At 48.3% G+C, this 20,389-nt stretch carries 19 protein-coding genes; 7 read left to right on the plus strand and 12 right to left on the minus strand.

All coding sequences use genetic code 11. The features are described 5' to 3' along the window. Positions 1-120: 120 nt before the first annotated feature. A complete protein-coding gene (locus tag EKM71_RS06960; RefSeq protein ID WP_125573963.1) occupies positions 121-894 on the minus strand; it encodes a TerC family protein in 774 nt (257 codons plus the stop codon). Between the two features lie 238 nt (positions 895-1,132). Between EKM71_RS06960 and EKM71_RS06965 the strand changes: the two genes are divergently transcribed. After that, positions 1,133-2,449, plus strand: a complete 1,317-nt coding sequence (locus EKM71_RS06965; protein WP_225418007.1) for a class A beta-lactamase-related serine hydrolase — start codon at positions 1,133-1,135, stop codon at positions 2,447-2,449. A gap of 121 nt (positions 2,450-2,570) precedes the next feature. On the opposite strand, the gene EKM71_RS06970 is transcribed toward EKM71_RS06965, so the two are convergent. Further along, positions 2,571-3,194, minus strand: coding sequence for a glycoside hydrolase family 73 protein (locus EKM71_RS06970; RefSeq protein WP_125573896.1), 624 nt, complete (start codon positions 3,192-3,194; stop codon positions 2,571-2,573). A gap of 111 nt (positions 3,195-3,305) precedes the next feature. Here EKM71_RS06970 and EKM71_RS06975 point away from each other — a divergent pair, with 111 nt between their 5' ends. After that, complete coding sequence (locus tag EKM71_RS06975; RefSeq protein WP_125573897.1) at positions 3,306-4,292, plus strand: YdcF family protein; 987 nt, start codon at positions 3,306-3,308, stop codon at positions 4,290-4,292. Here the strand turns inward: EKM71_RS06975 and EKM71_RS06980 are convergent. Beyond that, the gene (locus tag EKM71_RS06980; RefSeq protein WP_125573898.1) at positions 4,257-5,261 is read right to left on the minus strand and encodes a linear amide C-N hydrolase; all 1,005 of its coding nucleotides are present in this window, start codon (positions 5,259-5,261) and stop codon (positions 4,257-4,259) included. The genes EKM71_RS06975 and EKM71_RS06980 overlap by 36 nt on opposite strands. An 80-nt stretch (positions 5,262-5,341) precedes the next feature. After that, complete coding sequence (locus tag EKM71_RS06985) at positions 5,342-5,575, minus strand: hypothetical protein (protein ID WP_125573899.1); 234 nt, start codon at positions 5,573-5,575, stop codon at positions 5,342-5,344. 216 nt (positions 5,576-5,791) lie between these two features. On the opposite strand from EKM71_RS06985, the gene EKM71_RS06990 reads away from it, so the two are divergent. Then, positions 5,792-8,545 (plus strand): MMPL family transporter, encoded by a 2,754-nt coding sequence (locus EKM71_RS06990; protein ID WP_125573900.1) that lies wholly within the window; start codon positions 5,792-5,794, stop codon positions 8,543-8,545. A 72-nt stretch (positions 8,546-8,617) separates the two neighbouring features. Here the strand turns inward: EKM71_RS06990 and EKM71_RS06995 are convergent, their stop codons facing one another. The 3 genes from EKM71_RS06995 to EKM71_RS07005 form a co-directional block, all read right to left on the minus strand. Continuing rightward, positions 8,618-10,060 (minus strand): MFS transporter, encoded by a 1,443-nt coding sequence (locus EKM71_RS06995; RefSeq protein WP_191986199.1) that lies wholly within the window; start codon positions 10,058-10,060, stop codon positions 8,618-8,620. 8 nt (positions 10,061-10,068) lie between these two features. Further along, positions 10,069-10,605 carry a PadR family transcriptional regulator gene (locus tag EKM71_RS07000; protein WP_125573902.1) on the minus strand — a complete coding sequence of 179 codons (537 nt, stop codon included), beginning with the start codon at positions 10,603-10,605 and terminating at the stop codon, positions 10,069-10,071. 107 nt (positions 10,606-10,712) lie between these two features. After that, entirely contained in the window at positions 10,713-11,183 is a 471-nt protein-coding gene (locus EKM71_RS07005) for a MerR family transcriptional regulator (protein ID WP_125573903.1), read from the minus strand. Positions 11,184-11,383: 200 nt separating this feature from the next. Here EKM71_RS07005 and EKM71_RS07010 point away from each other — a divergent pair, with 200 nt between their 5' ends. Beyond that, entirely contained in the window at positions 11,384-11,851 is a 468-nt protein-coding gene (locus EKM71_RS07010) for a C40 family peptidase (protein ID WP_125573904.1), read from the plus strand. Between the two features lie 144 nt (positions 11,852-11,995). Here EKM71_RS07010 and EKM71_RS07015 read toward each other — a convergent pair whose 3' ends face one another. Both EKM71_RS07015 and EKM71_RS07020 read right to left on the minus strand, forming a co-directional pair. Then, positions 11,996-12,427 (minus strand): GNAT family N-acetyltransferase, encoded by a 432-nt coding sequence (locus EKM71_RS07015; RefSeq protein WP_125573905.1) that lies wholly within the window; start codon positions 12,425-12,427, stop codon positions 11,996-11,998. Between the two features lie 10 nt (positions 12,428-12,437). After that, a complete protein-coding gene (locus EKM71_RS07020; protein ID WP_125573906.1) occupies positions 12,438-13,109 on the minus strand; it encodes a histidine phosphatase family protein in 672 nt (223 codons plus the stop codon). A 279-nt stretch (positions 13,110-13,388) separates the two neighbouring features. Here EKM71_RS07020 and EKM71_RS07025 point away from each other — a divergent pair, with 279 nt between their 5' ends. Continuing rightward, positions 13,389-15,479 (plus strand): LTA synthase family protein, encoded by a 2,091-nt coding sequence (locus EKM71_RS07025; protein WP_125573964.1) that lies wholly within the window; start codon positions 13,389-13,391, stop codon positions 15,477-15,479. A 132-nt stretch (positions 15,480-15,611) separates the two neighbouring features. On the opposite strand, the gene EKM71_RS07030 is transcribed toward EKM71_RS07025, so the two are convergent. Beyond that, on the minus strand, positions 15,612-16,610 hold the full coding sequence (locus EKM71_RS07030; RefSeq protein WP_125573907.1) for an NAD(P)/FAD-dependent oxidoreductase: 999 nt from the start codon (positions 16,608-16,610) through the stop codon (positions 15,612-15,614). Between the two features lie 42 nt (positions 16,611-16,652). On the opposite strand from EKM71_RS07030, the gene EKM71_RS07035 reads away from it, so the two are divergent. Continuing rightward, positions 16,653-17,408 (plus strand): alpha/beta hydrolase, encoded by a 756-nt coding sequence (locus tag EKM71_RS07035; RefSeq protein ID WP_125573908.1) that lies wholly within the window; start codon positions 16,653-16,655, stop codon positions 17,406-17,408. Here EKM71_RS07035 and EKM71_RS07040 read toward each other — a convergent pair. Next, positions 17,393-18,436, minus strand: coding sequence for a PrsW family intramembrane metalloprotease (locus EKM71_RS07040; RefSeq protein WP_125573909.1), 1,044 nt, complete (start codon positions 18,434-18,436; stop codon positions 17,393-17,395). The genes EKM71_RS07035 and EKM71_RS07040 overlap by 16 nt on opposite strands. Positions 18,437-18,620: 184 nt before the next feature. Between EKM71_RS07040 and EKM71_RS07045 the strand changes: the two genes are divergently transcribed. Then, positions 18,621-19,577 (plus strand): nucleoside hydrolase, encoded by a 957-nt coding sequence (locus EKM71_RS07045; protein WP_057878481.1) that lies wholly within the window; start codon positions 18,621-18,623, stop codon positions 19,575-19,577. A 152-nt stretch (positions 19,578-19,729) separates the two neighbouring features. Here EKM71_RS07045 and EKM71_RS07050 read toward each other — a convergent pair whose 3' ends face one another. Further along, positions 19,730-20,380 carry a hypothetical protein gene (locus EKM71_RS07050; protein ID WP_125573910.1) on the minus strand — a complete coding sequence of 217 codons (651 nt, stop codon included), beginning with the start codon at positions 20,378-20,380 and terminating at the stop codon, positions 19,730-19,732. Positions 20,381-20,389: the final 9 nt, after the last annotated feature.

Genomic DNA, 20,389 nt, shown 5'->3' on the forward strand with positions numbered 1-20,389 from the left:
AGGTCTATCATACCACGAGCGGCAGGCAGTAAGCGGTGGACGCCCAGTAAAAAAGGGCGCCGTCATTCGTTCACGGATCCCTTGATTTGTTTTTAATTTTATTGTGTGAAACTAAGCGTGTTACTTTTCATTTTCAGTTACGGACTTGTCATCTTTAGCATGGCGATGCTTACGCACAACATGAATCAGCAAAGTTAGCACAATGGCTCCGACGACGATCATGCCAAACAAAGCCGCTGGGATTTCGATGTCAATTGCAGGAATCGAAATGAAGAGCTTCACCGCAATCAGGCCAATTAGGATGTAAGCCATGGGTTCCAGCTCCGGAATCCGTTGCATAAGCTTCATGATAACCTCGGCCACCCCTCGCATAGCCAGAATTCCGATCAGCCCCCCGATCAACACAATCACGGGGTTACTGGAGATAGCCAGCGAAGCTAGGACAGAATCGATGGAAAAAATAATATCCATCATTTCAATCTGCATCACAACGGACCAGAACAACGGTAAAATTCGCCGTTTCTTCTCACTCACCAGTTTTCGCGTATGGGTGACTCGCGTCTTGCTGAAAAATTGGAAGACCAGAAAGGCGAGGTACAACGCCCCAACCACCTTAATTTCCCAAAAATTAATCAAATAGGTTCCTAATCCAATGATGATGAATCGGAAAATGTAAGCTCCCCAGATTCCATAGAATAAGGATTCTTCCCGTTGCTTTTGCGTCGGTAACGACTGCGTCTGGGCGGCTAGAACCACTGCGTTATCTACTGATAACAAACATTCAATTAAAACTAGTGAAAAAATGATTAACCAGTCATCCCCAGAGGTGATCACGGTTTCCCAATTGTGAACAGAAAAGAATGGCCCATATAATTGACCAAGAAAATGTAACAACGCTTGGTTCAGCTCCTTAATTAACATATTTATTTTTGGCTAGTGTAACATACACCCCCATGACTTGCACGAGATTCATTGCTTAGGGCCCGCCATTAATAAGCGATTTAATAAGCAAAAATAATTTATTCATAACTTAAAACGTTTAAAACTTTACCAAATTGCGACGAGCCTGTTACACAATAGCAATGAAAACGCGTTAGTATGGGAGGTAATTTAAGGGAAATGGATGATAAATTTGAAAAAGTATTTGTGGATTGTCGCTGGACTGTCTCTACTGGTTGGTGCGGTGGCACCTGTTGAAGTCGCTCATGCCAAAAGCTATTTGACCATTACCAAGACAAAGAATACCGATTATAATGCACGTTTCGTTAATCAAAAGGCACGTAATGATGGGATTTACTACTATGGTCCCTATTACACACAGCATTCCGCCAAAACTCGGGATGCCAGTGGTAAAAACTGGCAACATCGCTTCGTCCGGGTTAGCCAGACCGTGACTTTGTCAAACGGCGCACAATTTGCCAAGTTCTCTTGGTATGGTAAAACAATTGGTTGGGTGGATGTCAAGGCCCTCCAAAAATACAGTCGGTCCCAGAAAATCCAAACTTTCTTGAATCACGCTAACTTTCAAGGGAGTGCCATGGTTTTCAACAACTTCACAAAAGGGGCTAGCCATGTCAGCGTCGGCTACGCCAATGCCAACAAGAAAATACTCAACTCGACGAATTCACTCTACCCCACGGCGTCCCTACAAAAGGTCATGACCGGGGCCATCATCGAGCAACTGGCTGCCAGTGGCAAACTCTCCATGAACACCAAGTTGAATGCCTACTATCCGTCAGTTAATAACAGTAAAAACATTACAATTCGGCAACTCTTGAATCACCGTTCTGGAATCGATATGGATGAAACGACCCCTAATAAGGTGCTGACGTCACAAAATTCCGAAATTAACTACACCCTCGACCAAATGAAGGTTGCTGGGAACAATAATTATAACTACACCAATGCCAACTATGTCTTATTGGCTGGTATTGCCTCCAAGGTTACCGGTAAAGACTACAACACCCTGGTTTCCCAACGCATCGTGAAACCACTGGGTTTGAAACACACTTATGCCTGGAACCAACTCCCAAGTAATGGCCAAGTTACCATTGGTTACCAGTATAATAATGGAAAGGCCAACCAACCGGGCGCCGTTTCCACGAAGATGATGTCATCCTTGTTGGGTGCTGGGAACTACTACACCACCCCAGAAGACTACTATGCCATCCAAAAGGGAATTCGTAACGGGAAAATTCTAACCAAGAACCAGTATTACGACTTGATGAACGACTACCAGTATTCCTATGCTGGGGGCCTTTACCACCTGACCGGGAGCATTAAGCGAGTGCGAGGCGTGCTGAGCGGCAGTGGCTACGAAGCGATCCTCTATGCAACAGAAGGCAACCGTCAAGGCGTCGTCCTCTTTGCCAACCAACGACCAACTCGCTCAATTGACGATTTGGCGCAAAATCTCTACGATGTGGCGCGTTACTACAACGAAAACTAGTCTGAAATGACAAAAACGGCTGGGACAAAAAGTCCCAGCCGTTTTTTGTCTCCAAACCTATGTTACCAAACCATGAAAAAAAGGCGGTGTTGACTAACCGCCTTTATCCACTCGCTTTAAATTACGTATCATAGTCATTTAAATTATAAGTCGCAATCAAATTCGTTAGCTTCTTAGCATACTTGGGATCCGTTGCATAACCATTTCGCTGGAGTAGCTTTGCCGCCGTCGGATAATCCGTCACCGTTTGCTTGAAGTAGTCGCGCTTGAGTAACGCATCGTGGTCTAAGATGGCCGCCGTCAAGGTCGGGTAGTCTCGAAAATTCGCGTTGATCGAAATTTTTTTGTTATTCACGTATTCCGTGGTGGGAAAACTCTTGGTCCGCCCTTCGTAGCTTCCCTTCACCCCGAACGGATTATTCGCCTGCAGAAAGAGGGCCGAGGTGCCCCAACTAGATTCAAGAATCGCCTGAGCAATCACGATACTGGGCAAGACTTGTCCGTTTTGACGATAAACGTGCACCGCTGGCTTCGCCATTTCCTTAATAAATTTTTGTTGGCTCGCCGACTCATTGGAACTTGCCCCCGTCTCAGTTTGGGTCGTCGCTTGATTCTGCATGTCCGTCTTGATCTTGCCGCGAACTAGTAATCCGCCACCTAGAACCAAGAGGACCATGACAAAGATCCAAGTGGCCGTTGCCGGACTCGCCGTCTTCTTTCGTCGTCTTCTTCGTTGTTTAGGCACCCTCGTCCCTCCAATCTCAGTTATAATGGTCTCAATTATAACGATCTTTCCTGTTAAAACGTTAAAATTTACGAACTCTCAAAAAAACTTAAGCTTTGAAAGGGGTGGCTTATGTTCGGTTACCTAATCATCTTCATTATTGGGATCGTTGTCCTATCTACCTGGTGGCAGCCACAGGGACTATTCAGTGCCACTCTCACTGTCATTGGTGGCGGCCTCATCACAGGAATGGCCTATCGTGCTCACACTTGGGTCTCAAGTCTAATTGCCGGTATCGGCACAGTTGGCATTGGTTTTATTGGCTTATGGGGCCTCCTGACGCTCTTGCTAATCGCGACACGCCCCCAGCGCATCGTTCGCAAAAGAGAACGCCTCACCTTGGAAATGAGTCTGAGCATCTGGATCTGGTTGCTACTGACGGCTGGCTGGATCTGGGCGTTAAGTACTGGTCATTTCTCTGGTACCCTCTGGCCCTGGTTAACGTTTATCCCCGCACTGAGTGCCTATCTCGGCCTGCTCTTCGCGGCTAGTGTCGCGGGGTACCTGCGCGTCGTCATCTGGCAATCCCATCGCTCCGACACACTCGTGGTCCTGGGAGCCGGACTCATCGACGGCCACCATATTGGCCGCGTACTGGCCGCAAGGCTCGACACAGCACTGCGCGTCGCCCGTCAACAGGATCATCCCGTCACCATCATTGTTAGTGGTGGTCAAGGCCCCGATGAAGACCTGACAGAAGCCGCGGCAATGGCAACTTACTTGCAAAGTCATCACTTTCCGGCAACTGCCATTTACCTGGAAACGGCCGCGACCAATACACAAGCCAACCTCGCCAATAGCCTCGCAATTTGGCAACATCTGCCCAACCACGGTGGTCGAGTTGTCCTCATCACCAACGGCTATCATTTATTTCGAACGCGGCGACTGGCCAGTCGCTTGTGTCTTAGCATCGGTAGTGTGCCCGCACCAACGCCTTTGGATTATATTCCCATCGGCTTTGCCCGCGAGTTCATGGCGATTCTAGTGAGTGACTGGCGCTACCACTGGCTGGTAGCCCTGGTCTTACTGGTGGCTAACCTGATCTGGTTGCTCATTTAGTGACGTGACCTGTAAGGCATTAGTCACGGGATAAAACCTCACTTTGGTTGCCATCATCATCGCTGGCGTTAATTGTAATTTCACCACGTCCAAACGATTATAGGGCTGATAATAGTAGATCAGAGACTCACAACTCGTCGCAGCCCGATACACGGAATACGTCGGACGATACTGATGACTCTGGGGCACGGTCACGCTATTTAGCAGATGCCAAGCACTGATAATCCCCGCCGACTCATCTTCCGGGAAATCCACACGTTCTTTATAATAAGCGGCACGCACAAATCGCCCACCAGGGGTAAAAGACCCACTGGGAACGGGTTTACCAGAAAATTTACCGGTTGTCACTCGAGGCGTGTTCAGCGGCACGGTGCCTGCCAAAAAATCATCAGTGTAGGTGACATACTGTCCCAATCGCGACAACTGAACCTCGAAGTCCTTACTATTGGTGACGATACCTAAGGGATTCTCCCGAATCTTCATCGGAAAATGTGTGGGCTCAATCACCACGGCCCGCCCCGTTCGGTCGACCACAGCAAAATGGAGTTCCGCATTTCCGATCGGGTTGACCGCAAATTGACGACTCATCAGTTCAATTTCGGCCAAATGAGCTTCAATTTCGGCCACCGATCCAAAGTTAGCTAACAGATAATAGGAAAATTCATAAGGTGCCAAGTGAACTTTACCCGGGGTTGGGTGATCAACAAGATGGGACCCATTGGCGAATGTCAGTTTCTGGACACTCAATCCCCGTTCGTTGACCCCGTCGGACACATCAATCTCATGATGATATGCGCCACCGCCGCCAATCATGGCGTAACGACTGGTGTGCCAGCGATTGTCAAACACACTCTGCCATCGAAAATTTCGGGGCACGAAGACCGGTTGGACTGCCAAACGGTGCCAATCCATGGTTCGCGCCAGAATATGACGGCCATCGCGTGTTAACTGTAAAATACTAGTACACATACCGAACACCCTCTCCGAATAATTAATTTAGATCGTTAATTCAGTTTACGTGAAAATTTGAACTGATTCAATCAATTGTCTTATTGCGGTTGTTCGGCGGCCAAAAAGGCTTGAAACCGGCGATCAATCTCTCGTTGCCGAGGTCCTTCGGCTAAACCAAGGGCCTGAGTCGCGGCCGTAATCTGTAGGTAGGCGAAGAGAATCTCACTCTGGTCCTTGTCATAACGCGTTGCCAATTGTGTCGCAAACGCATAGCGATCGGCGGTTAGGAGTGGTGCAAAGGGACTTTGATAGGGACGACGATGTTTAGCCATTAACGGTCACTTTCCTTCTTAAGTATTAGAATCAGATCTTTTACTTTACCCGCTTTATGGCTAGAGTCAATGAAAGACATCCTTATATCTTTTTTAAACTTTCTTAAATAACCAGGAAATCGGCCCGATCGTCTGCCGATATGGTAAAATTAACATTGAACTGCACCCTGCTTGCACGGCGGGAAATTGATTACATAGAGAGGACTCAGATTACATATGCAAGAACGGATAAGAAAGCTTCACCACAACCGGATTTTTGCACTCGTATTCTGGCTAATCGTGGTCTTTGCGGCAATTGTTACCCTGCCAAATATCAAGACCATCATTCAGTATGACGGCCAACCACAATTAGCAAATACGAGTCAGCCCGTAAAGGCATCCCAGATTAAAAATAATTGGGGACGCAACTTAGATGGGACCTACACCGTTAACGCGGTCTTCAACAATCCCGATGGTGTTCTGACAAACAAACAACTGGCCTCGGTCAACAAGACCGTTTCTAGTCTACAACAAAAGTCGAGCTACTACGGAATCAAGAAGATTACCACGATGACCAACACCCCAACCAGTAAGCCACAACTTTTTTCCAAGGATAAATCCACGGAGATTGTGCAACTGATTGTGAGTCGGAATCAGGGTACGGTTCGCCAGATGGCGGGTCAGCTGAAGTCAGCGATTTCCACTGTTGGCCTTACGACCTACGTGACAAGTCCTGAAATCGTCAGCGATGCGGCTAATGAACATATCTCTTCATTTACCCTCATCGTTATTCTGATGACATTGCTGATCGCCTTAGTTGCGATGGGCATTCTCTTTGCCTCAGTGATCGCGCCGATTATTACGTTCCTTGCCATTTTAATCAGTTATGTTACGACGCTCTCACTTGCCACCAACTTGGCCTATCACTGGAACTTCGCGTACTCCGAATACACACCAATCTTCTTGTTAATGGGGATTAGTCTCTTCACCCTGCTGACCAGTTTTTGGTTCTACAGAGAGTTACGCCAGTTAGTCGATGATGGGATGGAGAGTCAAGAAGCCACCTCAACCGTCATCTATAACTTAGGCTACCGTGTCTTAATTAGTACCCTGAGTCTGACGATTGCCTTTGGCAGCCTCATGTTCTTTGACTTCTCATCCGTTCGGGCCCTTGGGATTCTTGGGATTGGCTTTGCCATCACCGGAATCGCGAGTCTGAGCCTGACGCCTATCTTCACAGGGATGCTCGGCGGAAGTCTCTTCTGGCCTAAGAAGACGCGGCCACAACTCAAGGATCACCGTCTCTGGGGACACTTGGCTAAGTTCGGTCTCTGGCAACCTTGGATTGCCGTTGCTGCCGTGCTCTACTTGATCGTGCCGTTGACGGTTGGTCACCAACAACTCAACTACAACAATACTCAGGATATTCCCAATAACCAAGCCGTGCAGGGTGCTCGGGTCTTAAGCGCGCATTTCGGTCAAGGACAAGCCACTCCGGTGACGCTCTACATCCAATCGAACCAGCGCTTAGACAATCAGAACCAATTATTCCAATTGGACAATTTAACCAAGAAACTCAAGGCACAACCGGGTGTTGCTTCTGTTACCTCAGTAACTCAACCTGGTGGTCAACCTATCACCCAATATTACGTCTCTAACCAACTGACTTCCTTGAGTGAAAACCTCACGGGGATCGTTGGGCAATTGGGCACAGTTCGCAATGACTTGCAATCTGACCAGTCCAACTTGAAGCAAAAGACGTTGAATGCCGAAGTTAAACGCTTAAACTCGTTATCCGGTCAAACATCAACGTTGATGAGTGATAGTAGCTCTCTGCAAACCTCCCTACAAGCCGCATTGAATCGTTCAAACGCCTCTGGGAGCAGCAAGACTTCTGCTCGAATCACCCAATACATTAACCAGTTAAACCAGGTTAATTCCGAATTAAACAGTGCACTGAGTTCCTTAAATAGCTTGTCTTCAGCAGTCAGCACCACTAACACTGACGTCACGACAGCTCACAGTAACCTCAGTAACTATGCTGCTTCCCTCAAGGCTGTTAACAAGAGCTTGAAGACGTCGAAGAAGCAAGTCGCTTCAATGCAAAAGTCATTGAATCAGATTTACCTCTACCTCGGCGGCTTACAAACATCCGAAGCAGCGAAGGCCCTCTACCTATCACCAGCTCAGATTTCCAGTGGCGATTTCCAACAGTCCCTGGTCAACTACACCGATGCTAAGGTTAAGAGTACGTATCTGACCATCACCTTGAAGCAAGAACCAAATGCGAAGACGACAACGAAGACGCTCAAACAATTGAAACAAGTCGCTCAGAGTCAACTTCGTGGCACGTCACTCTCTAAAGCCACGTTAACCTTTAGTGGTCAACCGGTCGTCGCTAGCACCATTCAAGCCCAATATCAACACGACCTACCACGTGTTCTCCTGCTGATCGCGGGAATCACCCTGTTACTCTTAATTCTCTTCAGCCGTTCCGTTCTGCAATCCAGCTACTGGTTCCTGACGTTTATCGCCTCGACCGCGGCTGGCTACCAACTGACGCAACTCCTGATGAAGTGGTTAACCGGAAACAATGAATTCAACTGGCAAGTTCCACTGTTGAGTTTCGTTCCGCTGACAGTATTGGCCGTCGTTGAGCTTACGCAACTCGCACTGAGTTACCGGCTCAATGATGCGCCTCTGTTAGATTGGTTGCTCCCAGGTATCCATGAAGTGGGTCAAACCATGCGTCACTCGCTGTTCATCGTCATTGCTGGTGTCCTGGGGCTCTTAGCCGCAGAATCACAGACGTTAACCGCCGTGGCCCTGATTACCATCTTCACGGCCATCATCTTCAACCTGGCCTTACCATTGATGGCCTCCTCCTTCGGGAAGCTGTCCGTCATTATCCCTGGGCAGAAACCAATTCAGTTCCGCCACAAAAAGCGGGCTGACCGACCAGTTCCAGAAGACCACGAAGATAATAAGTAAACGTATGACGACTTAAAAAATCCCCATAACCAGATAGCCTGGTTATGGGGATTTCTTTTACATTCATTTAAGTTAAGCGGCAGGCTTAACCCGCCCTTGACGATGGAACAGGCGCCAACCGGTAATTACGGTAGCGACCAGACAGATAGCCAGTGAAACCATAAATGCGACGTGCATCCCATCAATGAAGACTTGTGGTTGCTTAGGCAGATAAGCTGTAACACGATGCCCGGCATAATGTCCCATAGCGGAGAAAAGAACGGTCGTGGCGACGGAAATTCCGATAATCATTCCCAGCTCTCTGGCCAACGCGTTGATGCCCCCGGCAACTCCCAGGTCCTTGACCGGCACTGAACTCATCACAATTGTATTGTTAGGTGCCATGAAGATGCCGTTACCGAAACCAACTAGGCCAATGAAGCCCATGAAGATCCACAACGGTGTCGCTAGTCCAGCAAACATGTAGCCAACTTGGCTAATCGAGATGAGGACGAGTCCGACAAAGGTCAGCAGTTCCGGTCCAATACGGTCGGAAACGGCCCCGGCAATCGGTGCTACCACGACCTGCACAATTGGGAAAGTCATCAGGGCATAGCCGGCGTAGTTGGCCGCCATCCCCCGAGCGTTCTCCAGGTAGAATGGTGCGATCACGTTGAAGAAGAAATTGGCCACAAAGATTAGGAACGCACAGAGAATACTGATGGTAAAACGTTTGTTCTTAAAGAGTTTTAATGCCAAGATCGGATCGTCAGTCTTGAGTTCCCAACGGACAAACACCACAATAGCCACCAAACCGATGGCGAAGAGCCCCAAGATGGCCGGCTGATTGAAGCCAATCTCTTGACCAATAAAGACCCCCGCAAAGATGCTCACCATAATCAGTGCGAATAATCCTGCTCCTCGACCGTCAATAGCCGCTTTGCTGACGGTAATATCTCGTGGCAAGATTCGTTGTCCGATTAACAACGCCACAATCCCAATAGGGACGTTAATCCAGAAGATATAACCCCAACTGAGGTGTGCCAGAATAATACCGCCAACCCCGGGACCGGCGATACTGCCCAGCGCCACAAAAGACCCGATCATTCCCAAGGCACGTCCCCGTTCATTAAACGGAAAGACTTCGGTGATAATGCCACTGTTTGTTGCCATCGTCATCGCAGCTCCAATGGCCTGAATGGCGCGGGCAATCAGCAGAAAGGGCAACCCAACACTGAACCCGCAGAGTAATGATCCAATGGTAAATAACACAGATCCAATTTTAAAAATCCGAATCTTGCCACGGGTATCTCCCAATTTTCCAAATAATAGCAATAACGCACAGATTGCGATCAAGTAAACGGACACGACCCACTCCGCTTGATTCATCGGAATCTTCAAATCTTGGCTCATGACTGGGAGCGCAATATTCACGATACTCCCGTCTAATGTCGACATAAATGTAAAGAGGCAAACCGCGATGAGAATCCACCACCGGTGCTTTTGAATTTTCGGGTCTGCCGCAAAGTTTTTCATTGCCATACTCATTCTCCCTTATCTAGACTGGCCAACTGTCGCTGAATCCAATCCACTTGGACTTGTGTCCGCTGCTGTTGAAGCCAATTCATTTGTAAACCATCACTCACATCCCCGGGAACCATGTTCGGCCGGCCTGTGAAATAGTCGTGGACATGCTGCCAGTGCGCCAGTTGATCCTGGGTGAAGCCTAAGAAGTCCGTCAACACTAAGCGTTGCTCATCTGAATGTAACAGGTGTCGACTGACCATCTTAATTTGAAACCAGAGTTGCGTCTGCTTATTACGAGCAACCGGCATTACCACTAACTGGTGGAATCGCGCTCGTCCCTGCGTGGTGATCGTAGCCAACCGCTTGGATCGTTGACCAACAGTAACCGCCGTCAGGGTCAGATCACCCGCGGCGGCTAACCGTTCGAGTAGCGGATAAAGCACCCCATAACTCATGGTTTGCTCGGGACCAACCACAGCAGCCAACGCCTTACGAAGTTGATACCCCGTCATCGCGTGATCCATGAGTTGTCCCAAGACAAAAAGCTGATACATGCTGACGCCACCTCGACTTTCGATTTTTCATTATAATGTATCGCCCCGATACATTCAAGATAAAACTACCATAAAAAAAGACGACTTCACGTCGCCCACGTTCACTTCTACTCTACGGTCTCATCCGTTAATCGTTGTGCCTCGGCATTCGGTAATAACCGGTAGGTCACGGGGCCATCGTCCGGAACCATTGCCATCAGCGTCTGTTGCTCGTCAAATGCTCCCAGATTCAGTGCCATCTGACCATCGATATCGGTCAATCCCTGCAACCCCGTTGAAATAAACCGGTGAATGTATTTAACCCGTTGTTCACGCGCCGTGGCCTGTTTCTCCGCAGCAGTCAGCGTAAAGCCCAGGTCCAAGAAATGTTTCATCATTGACACCTTGATCAGGGTTTTGAACGTGTAGACCCGGGCCTGTTGCCCGTCAGTCCGTTCCTGCGAAGTAATGAATCCCTTCTTCTCCCAGTATCGGAGTTGTCGTGCTGAAACCCCGGTCATCGTTCCTAATTCCCCAATTCGGAAGACCAACCGAGAAAAATCGAACGTCTCTCGGACTTGTTTCGTAAATTCTGCCATCTAGATCTCGACCTCTCCTGTCAACTTAGTTACCATTCATGTTAGATTTTACCAATATTACGCGTTATTTTACAAGATTTCAGCAAAAGTAATGAATTGTTTAAGACATTTAACGGGCTTGCAACTTTCTTGTTACACGTTTGTCACATTACATTGGTAGTCTTGTAGTTGTAATAATTCATGAGGAGTTGTTTATAGGAATGAAGAAAGTTGTCAAAACGATTGCCGCATTAGCCTTACTGGTTGTTGGTTTCTTCGCACTGACCGTGTCCACCTCCACTACCGCTTCTGCTGCTTCAAACAAGTCATACAACCAAGTTTACAAAGTTGCCAAGTCTCACTTAGGTGCCCGTTATGTTTACGGTGCTACTGGTCCTTCCGCATTTGATTGCTCTGGGTTTACCAGCTACATCTACAAGAAGGGTGCTCAGACCACGCTTCCACGGACTGCCCAAGCCCAATATAACCACTACAAGCACGTGAGCTACAAAAACATTAAGAAGGGTGACTTAGTCTTCTTCGGTTGGAGTAAGGGATCTATCTCTCACGTCGGCATGTACATTGGTAAGGGTAAGATGATTGATGCACAAAACCGTGGTGTTGTTCGCGAAGCTGTTCACGCTCCATGGTGGCACGCTGTTGGTTATGCTCGTGTGACGACTGACTAGGTTCAACTTTCCTCATGAATAACTGAACGTTAAAAATGAAGCGACACCGGTAAGCATTTGGCTTACGGTGCCGCTTTTCTGATCCACTAAAAAAGCGCCCCACTTCCGATTACCGGTTTGTGAGACGTCCGATTGAAATTACCCTTATGCGCCGTAGCGCATGGTCTGATGCGTAATACCAGCCTCCTGAAAAGTTGTGCCGACTGGTTCAAAGCCAAGTTCTTTGTAAAAAGCAATCGCTGTTTCCTGGGCATCGAGCTCCACGCCCCGAACTTCAGAGCGCTGGGCATCAGCGATGATCTGCTTAATTAAGGTTCCTGCGTAACCGTGATGCCGTGCGGTCTTAACTGTTGCGACCCGCTGAATCTTCACGCGGTTACCCGCCAGCATATCAATTCTGGCCGTCGTTACAGGCTGGCCTTCAACGTAACCGACATAGTGCATCTTATCTTCGTCAGCACCATCTAACTCGAGTTCGGGGTCAATTCCCTGTTCATCGATAAAGACTGCTTCTCGGATTCCTAGCGCATCATCGTAGCAGGGTGTTGTCACTCCCCAAGCATGTTTACATTCCATTAAGCCACCCTCATTTCTCATCTTTTTCGTTGTAACTGAGTACCGTGATGCCATCCGCGGTCAGACGTAACTTGGTCAGACTCCCGTTAGCCGGCCGAACACTCAGGTCGTAGCGACCTTCGCCGTAACGTTCCATCAGGCTCAACAATGTATTTCCGTGGCTAATCAGAAGCACCTTGTCACCATCATGGACGGCCGGGTTAGCTAAGATCGTCTCAAATCCTCGGTCTACTCTAGTCCAGTATTCCTGATTGTCTTCCGCCTGATGAAAGGGATCGGCGGCCTTCAGAAAGTCCTTGGCCTTGCCAATCGAATACTTTTCTTCAATTGCCTTAAAGGTTGGCGTACCATGTGGCGCACCAGCAACGTACCAGGCCTGTGCCATGTCCGTCCCCTCGTAATACCCGTAAAACTCTTCACGAAATTCAGGTAGCGCGGTCAGGTGAGCCACCGGTTGTGACTGGTTAGCTGCTAAGATCATGCCAGCCGTCTGTTCTGCTCGCGTGGTGTCACTGCAGTAGGCGGCCACAAAGGGCACGTCGGCTAACCGCTCCCCTGCGGCCTTGGCATCCGCAATCCCATTGTCCGTCAAAGGTGAATTACTCCACCCTTGCAGTTTATTATAAATGTTAAAATAGGTCTGGCCGTGGCGAACCACGTAGAGCGTGACTTCCTTATTCATAACGCCTTCACACCTTTCATCACATCAGTTACTTCCGTTCTTAGCTCTATTCTACCAAAGATGTGGTCGCCCGCGATAAGCATTTTAAGCGGCCTTAAACTTTTCCTAAAGTTGCTGGTTCCCACCCACTTTTATCGAATTCTTTGCTAGGATGAACACCGGACCCTAGTAATCGCACCGCGACTCATCTATGGTAAACTGGAACTACTTTATTTAGACACGAAGGAGCGAAATATTTTGGAACGTCTCAAACAACTATGGACCAAAACGGGGACCCGTATGGGCTTTGTCAGCCTGATGGTCATCCTTTTTTGGTTAAAAACGCTGATCGCCTACTTCGTTGACTTTAAGTTAAACTTGAGCGACCCGTTTCAATTTTTAATTGTGCTCCTCAATCCTATCGCGACGACTATTCTGTTGTTTGGTCTCGCCCTTTATTTTAAACGGGCCCGTTTCTTCTACCCGTTTCTCTTTTTGATCGATATTCTCAACACCCTGTTACTCTACATCAATGTCATCTACTTTCGTGAATTCACGGACTTCATGACTGTCAGTACCATGCTGGGTTACTCCAAGGTTGACCAAGGCCTCTCCGGCAGTTCGCTAGCTCTGACCTCTCCGCACGACGTTCTGTACTGGTTAGATCTGGTCGTTGTCCTGATTCTTCTTGCCGTCCGTCGCATTCGCATCGACCCCCGACCGGTCAACAAGCGTGTCGGTCTAGCCGTCACTTCAGTGGCCTTTCTGGCCTTCACGGTGAACCTATCACTGGGTGAAATGGATCGACCACAACTTCTGACGCGAACCTTCGATCGGACGTACGTCGTCAAATACCTCGGGCTGGACGCCTTCACTGTTTATGATGGTATCAAGTCCGGACATACCAGTGAGATGCGGGCAAACGCCAAGAAATCCGAACTTGATGGCATTCTCAAATACATCCATAAAAATTATGCGGCACCCAATAAGCAACTCTACGGGGTAGCCAAGAAGAAAAACGTCATTATCATTCACTTGGAAAGTTTCCAACAATTCCTAATTAACAAGAAGGTTAACGGCCAAGAAGTCACGCCATTTTTAAACAAGCTCTACAAGAGCAAGTCCACCTATGCCTTTGACAACTTCTTCCACGAAGTCGGTCAAGGGAAAACCTCTGACGCCGAAACAATGCTAGAAACTGGAACCTACGGCCTGCCACAAGGGTCACTGTTCACCCAATTGGGGAACGACAATACATTCCAGGCAGCTCCAGCCATCTTCGATCAGGCTGGTTACGCAACAGCCGTCTTCCATGGTAATGTGGGGAGCTTCTGGAACCGGAATAACACGTATAAAAACTTAGGTTATCAATACTTCTTCGACGCTAGCTACTATGACACTTCCGGCGATAAGTCCCTGGGCTATGGCTTGAAGGATAAGCTTCTCTTCAACGACTCGGTCAAATACCTCGAACACCTGCAACAACCATTCTACGTGAAGTACCTGACCGTCAGCAATCACTTCCCCTTCACCTTGGATAGTGAAGATTCATCCTTCAAGACGCCGGACACTGGGGATAAGACGGTGGATAACTACTTCAAGACCGCCAACTATCTCGACCAATCCATCAAGGAATTCTACGCCTACTTGAACAAGTCGGGCTTAGCCAAGAACTCTCTGGTAATGATTTACGGAGACCATTACGGAATTTCTAACTCGTCGAATAAAAGTTTGGCCAAGGTCCTAGACGTTAATCCAGACGACTGGGACGACTACGACAATGCCCAGCTCCAACGCGTGCCACTCATGTTTAACATGCCGGGCTATAAGCACGGAAAGGTGGAACACACCTATGGCGGTGAAGTCGATGTCTTGCCCACCCTGCTTCACTTGATGGGAATGAATTCAAAGAAATACCTGCAGTTTGGGACCGACCTTTTCTCGAAGCAACACAACCAGGTCGTCGCCTTCCGTAATCGTGACTGGGTCAGCCCAGATTACACATCGATTGACGGTACAATCTACAGCAACAAGACCCAACAGGAGATTCATCCAACCGGAAAACTCCAGAAAAAATTGGAAAAAATACAGGATCGGGTTAACCAAGGTCTGTCTGATTCCGACTCTTTGAATCAAAAGAATCTCTTACGGTTCTACGATCCCAAGGGCTTCAAAGCTGTGGACCCGTCCGATTACAACTACGCTAACGGCCTCACCAAGGCCGAGAAGCTCGAAAAATCACTGGGCCTCAAGTCAACCAGTATCTTCTCTAGAGACGGTGACAAGTCGACTCAAGGCCTCTACCGCACAGATGCGCCGGAACTGAATCATAAGGAAACTGATTCTAACCGGATCAAGATCACCAATCAGGATGATACTAGCGGTAAATGATCGCGTGAGAAAAAACAGTTAGCTGGTTCCACGTGTCGACAAGCTAATTTTCCCGCATCCCAAAATTAAAAGGAAGCTGGCCAATCCCCACAAGGATGAATTGGTCAGCTTCCTTTAGTTTTTAAGCCTTTATCAGGACTGTTTCGGCGTCAGAGAGGTACTATGAATGGGACCTCGACGATCCGGAAATTCACGGTCCATGATTGCTTGGACAGCTAGCGGTGCCTCACCATAACCCACGGCAATCAAGGGTTGCTTGCCGGGATACGTGGCACCATCCCCAATAGCATAAATGCCGGGAACACTAGTCATCATTTGCCGGTCAACGGTAATCACGTGGCGCTCCTGTTCAAAGTCCACGTCCCAGGCATCTAACGCTCGGTGGTCAGCAATGAAGCCATAGCTGACCACAACGTCATCAACGACCTGCTCTAGCGGTTCACCGTCGCCCCCCACGGGCTTCAAGGTCACAGCAACCTCACCAGTTAGTGTACTAGTCAGTGCCTTGATCAAATACGGTGTCACCACCTGAACACTGGAGGCTTGTAACCGGTCTACCATGTGTGGAAGCCCTCTGAACTGGGTCCGACGGTGAATCAGTGTGACCGATTCAGCTACTGTTGCCAACATCAGGGCCTCGTCGATCGCGGCATCCCCACCACCGGCAATCAGGACGCGCCGAGAACGGAACCGTTCCAGGTCACGAACACTGTAGAAGAGATGCTGACCCGTAAGTTCGGCGGCCCCCGGCACCTTGAGTGGCCGTGGGGTGAACGCCCCGTTACCGACGGCGACAATCACCGCTTTGGTCTGACTAATTCCCTTGGGCGTCGTCACCAGAAATCCCGTTTCATTCGAGGTAACGTTGCTAACGGCCTCACCGGTCTTCAAGGTCAACGGAAATTGCGTCAACTGCTCTCGCTGGGCGTGAATCAGTGCTTTACCGGTAATGCTTGGAACCCCGGCAACATCTAAAATCGTTTTCTCAGGGTACAAAGCATTCACCTGACCACCCAACTCGCTCAGGCTTTCAATAACCTGGGTGTGGGCATTGTGCATGCCAGCATAGAAGGCCGCAAACATCCCAACGGGTCCTCCACCAATAATCGTGATATCATAATTTTCGATCAATTTTTTCACTCCATTTCGATGCCTTTAAAGGAGGTCTTAGTCTTGAAACATCGTCGTGGCCTCATCATCTTTCTCACAACTTGTCTGACGCTAGGCGTCTTAGGCTGGGCCTGGCAGTCGCGCCAACGATCATTAGCTAACCTAAGCGTCCCGCAAACCCACACCGCAACCTTATTCTTACCAGGAAACAGTGGCGGCTGGTTATCCCTGCGCGGCATGGTCACCAGTCTCGATCGACCTCATCTTGGACACTACAGTCTGACCGCTCGCGTCACGGTGGACGGTCACGTCAGCTGGCAGCAACATGCGCCAATCACGACGAACGCCCTGATTCCTGTGCTTTTTAAAGACAACACTCACCCCCAAAAGGAGGCGCAACAACTCGTGACCGTCCTCCGGCAACTCCATGACCGCTACAGCATCACTCGCGTTAATCTGGTCGGTCATTCCTCCGGAGGCACGATTGCCTACGATTATCTGAATCGGACGCAACGCGCGCCAGTTACTGTTTCACGACTTGTTTGTATCGGCGCAGACTTTCCAGAACGACAACCACTCAAGCAAGCCGAACCGCAACTCCACATTTTAAATCTGGCTGGTGCCATTGGGTACCTCGATAATGACAGTGAGGTGCCCATAGACACCGTTACACCTCTGAAGCGACTCGTAGCCGGTCATGTCGCCAGCTATCGCTTCCAAGAGCTTATAGGGCCTGTCTGGCAGATGCAGCACTCCCTACTTCACGAAAATCCGGCAATTGACCGAATCATGATTCGTTTCCTCTATCCACCGAGTTGACTGTTCTTTAGAATGCGTTGCCCCTGTAAAGTCCGAGCCTCACGTAATCCCGCATTGATAAGAACGAAGATCGCCAGCCAACCAATGGCAATCAAGACCCACTGTTGCAGGTAGAGAATGTCCAAAACATCAAATGGCGCATTCCAATCCCAACCAGAGTGTAACGCAATCGCCAGTAGGTAGAATCTGAGAAACTTGGGGGCAACCATATTACTCCCCGTAACGGGTTGGTGCCGTTCCTTAGCTAGAATGATAGCAGCTCCCATAATAGCTGACCAGATCGTATGTGTCCCAATGGCTTGCCAGCTTCGCATGAGTAATGTCACCAAGCCATACTGACCGGTATACCCTGCGGTTTCGAAGACGGCGAATCCAGCACCGATCGCCGCCCCAATGAGCAGACCATTGAAGATATAGTTTAATTTAAATCGATTGACAAAATAAGCAATAATCAACATCTTTGCTGTTTCTTCAATAAAGCCTACGATAACGGCCGATTCCCATGAGGTTCCATTTCCAGAAGGAATCAGGGAATATAGAATCATCGTAGCCACCAGGGACAGGATGCCGCCGACTAAGAAGACCGTCATCAATTGGTAGACGGAAATATTGCGAAAAACATTAATTTCAAAAAACATGATCAGCAGTGAGAACGGCACCGTCAATGACCCAATGAAAATCATCCCCGGTACGGCGTTATTACTCCGAAACCCTAGAAATAACAGCGCTAAGAGCACAAAACTAACCCCGAGGACGCCAAAGACCCGTGAAAATAGCCACGGCTTAACGGGTGCCGCCGAAACAGCCTCCAACGACGGCGTGGTCGTTCGGGTTCCAACGATAAACAACGACTCCGCGTCGTCCAGGTCATGATGCTTAAACACGGCGGAAAACATTGAAAACAAATGAATTTCCACAACTTTATTTTCTCCGGTCCACTCGTTCATTTCCTTCGTTGCATCATCCAGTAAATGATTGTGGTACTCGAAATGCCGTTTAACCGGCTTTACTGACTCTTTATCAGCCATACACAGTCCCCCCTAAACGGTTTAGGCATATTGCAAGTCGTTTCTTAAACCTGAGTCCTATCTTACCCTGAACGACGAGTCGCTTCAACATCTGATGGTTCGGAGGTTGCTAAATGTAAACCGTTACATTATAGTTGTAGTAGGCGACCCGCCAACTATAGCTGAAAGAGGAGATAAATATATCATGGCAAAACGCAAAATGATTTTAGACCTAGATACTGGGATTGACGACTCACTCGCAATCGCCTATGCATTAGGTGCTCCAGATGTAGACTTAATTGGGATTATTGGTTCCTATGGGAACGTTGTTGTTGAAGCCGGTGGTCAAAACTCTTTGAAGATTTTGGAATTACTCGGCCACACTGACATTCCTGTCTACCTGGGTGAAAGCCATTCTTCAACTAGTGATCACTTTGACCGGATGCAAGTTAGTGCCGACATTCACGGTGAAAATGGGATTGGTCAAGTCGAATTGCCTGAACCAAAGCGTTCTATCGAAAAAGAATCTGGTGTTGACTTCTTAATCGAAGCTGCCCACAAATACGGTAAGGACTTAACCTTAGTACCTACTGGTCCAATGACCAACTTAGCTGCCGCCCTTAAGAAAGCTCCTGAAATCGCCAATGAAATCGGGAACATGACCTTCATGGGTGGTGCCTTGACTGTTCCTGGTAACGTAACGGCCTATGCCGAAGCCAACATCAACCAAGATGCTGAAGCTGCTAACGCCGTATTGACTAGCCCAATGCACTCAACTATGGTTGGTTTGGACGTTACCTTACGGACCCTCTTAACTAAGAAAGAAACTCAACAATGGCGTGACTTAGGTACCGAAGCCGGTGAAAAGTTCGCCGACATCGTGGACTACTACATTCAAGCTTACGTTGACGTTAACGACAACCTCGGTGGCTGTGCTTTGCATGACCCACTGGCAGTTGGTGTTGCACTCGACCCTAGCTTCGTCACGACCATTGACTTAAACATGGTGGTTAACTACAACAAGGAAACTTATGGCCGGACTATCGGTGATGATAACCGTCTGAACGAACCTACCAACGTCAAAGTTTCTGTTGCCGTTGACAAGGACCGTTACCTGAAGACCTTCATGGAATACTTAACCGCATTATTCAAAAAGAACTAAATTTTAACGCTTTAAAAGAAGCCATGCCGCGGAGCATGGCTTCTTTTTTATGCCAGTATAGTACCTGACGGCCTCTAAAATTGGGCCAGATAGTCGGTACGAGAATAAAAAAAGGCAACCGTAAACTAGCGGCTGCCTCTGTTAAGTCAATATTACTTAATCTTGTAGTTAAAATTATTGGTCATTGTCTTGACACCCATGTCCGCGTACTGATTAGCAAACTTCTTCTGTTGGTCCTTAGCAAGTGACGCGAAGGCCTTCTTGTATTGTTGGTACAGGACTGGCCGGACATACTTCTTAGCGTACTTAGCTCCGGGACTCGTCTTGGTCTTGGTATACGTATATTTCTTACCAGAAGTTGCTAACCGACGACTGGCATTGCTTCCCGCGATCTTCGTAGTGAATTGCGTGCTAGACATCTTGGTTAACTTAAACGTGTAAGTTTTTTTGCTCAAAGCCGTCGTGGTCTTGTTGTCTGCCGTCTTAAATTGAATCAAACGGTATTTGGTCGTCAAGGTCCGACGGTTCTTGCTGAGCTTGATTGACGAAGGAACCCCATATTTCACATTAGCTGATGATCCAAAATCCCCCAAAATAAGTAAGGTTCCCGTCTTCTTGCCACTCTTATAAGTCTTAAAATAAAAGGCGGTCTTGGATTTCGAACTCTTATAGTACCGTTTTAGATCAGTATTCGTGATCGTTGGCTTGGCTTTAGCGCTAGCCGTGACACTGGGACTAACTAATCCACCCAGAGTGCCCAGAGCCATCGCGGTTAACCCCAATTTCACCATCAAACGTTTCATGACTATAAT

The sequence above is a fragment of the Levilactobacillus huananensis genome (assembly GCF_003946145.1).
Lineage (GTDB): Bacteria > Bacillota > Bacilli > Lactobacillales > Lactobacillaceae > Levilactobacillus > Levilactobacillus huananensis.

Coding starts and splice junctions, on each gene's coding strand:
- EKM71_RS07005 (WP_125573903.1), bottom strand. CDS start 11,183: ATGGCAGAATTTACGAAACAAGTCCGAGAGACGTTCGATTTTTCTCGG.
- EKM71_RS06990 (WP_125573900.1), top strand. CDS start 5,792: ATGCAAGAACGGATAAGAAAGCTTCACCACAACCGGATTTTTGCACTC.
- EKM71_RS06985 (WP_125573899.1), bottom strand. CDS start 5,575: ATGGCTAAACATCGTCGTCCCTATCAAAGTCCCTTTGCACCACTCCTA.
- EKM71_RS06975 (WP_125573897.1), top strand. CDS start 3,306: ATGTTCGGTTACCTAATCATCTTCATTATTGGGATCGTTGTCCTATCT.
- EKM71_RS07040 (WP_125573909.1), bottom strand. CDS start 18,436: ATGGCTGATAAAGAGTCAGTAAAGCCGGTTAAACGGCATTTCGAGTAC.
- EKM71_RS07000 (WP_125573902.1), bottom strand. CDS start 10,605: ATGTATCAGCTTTTTGTCTTGGGACAACTCATGGATCACGCGATGACG.
- EKM71_RS07045 (WP_057878481.1), top strand. CDS start 18,621: ATGGCAAAACGCAAAATGATTTTAGACCTAGATACTGGGATTGACGAC.
- EKM71_RS07010 (WP_125573904.1), top strand. CDS start 11,384: ATGAAGAAAGTTGTCAAAACGATTGCCGCATTAGCCTTACTGGTTGTT.
- EKM71_RS07050 (WP_125573910.1), bottom strand. CDS start 20,380: ATGAAACGTTTGATGGTGAAATTGGGGTTAACCGCGATGGCTCTGGGC.
- EKM71_RS07025 (WP_125573964.1), top strand. CDS start 13,389: ATGGGCTTTGTCAGCCTGATGGTCATCCTTTTTTGGTTAAAAACGCTG.
- EKM71_RS06980 (WP_125573898.1), bottom strand. CDS start 5,261: ATGTGTACTAGTATTTTACAGTTAACACGCGATGGCCGTCATATTCTG.
- EKM71_RS06995 (WP_191986199.1), bottom strand. CDS start 10,060: ATGAAAAACTTTGCGGCAGACCCGAAAATTCAAAAGCACCGGTGGTGG.
- EKM71_RS07015 (WP_125573905.1), bottom strand. CDS start 12,427: ATGGAATGTAAACATGCTTGGGGAGTGACAACACCCTGCTACGATGAT.
- EKM71_RS07020 (WP_125573906.1), bottom strand. CDS start 13,109: ATGAATAAGGAAGTCACGCTCTACGTGGTTCGCCACGGCCAGACCTAT.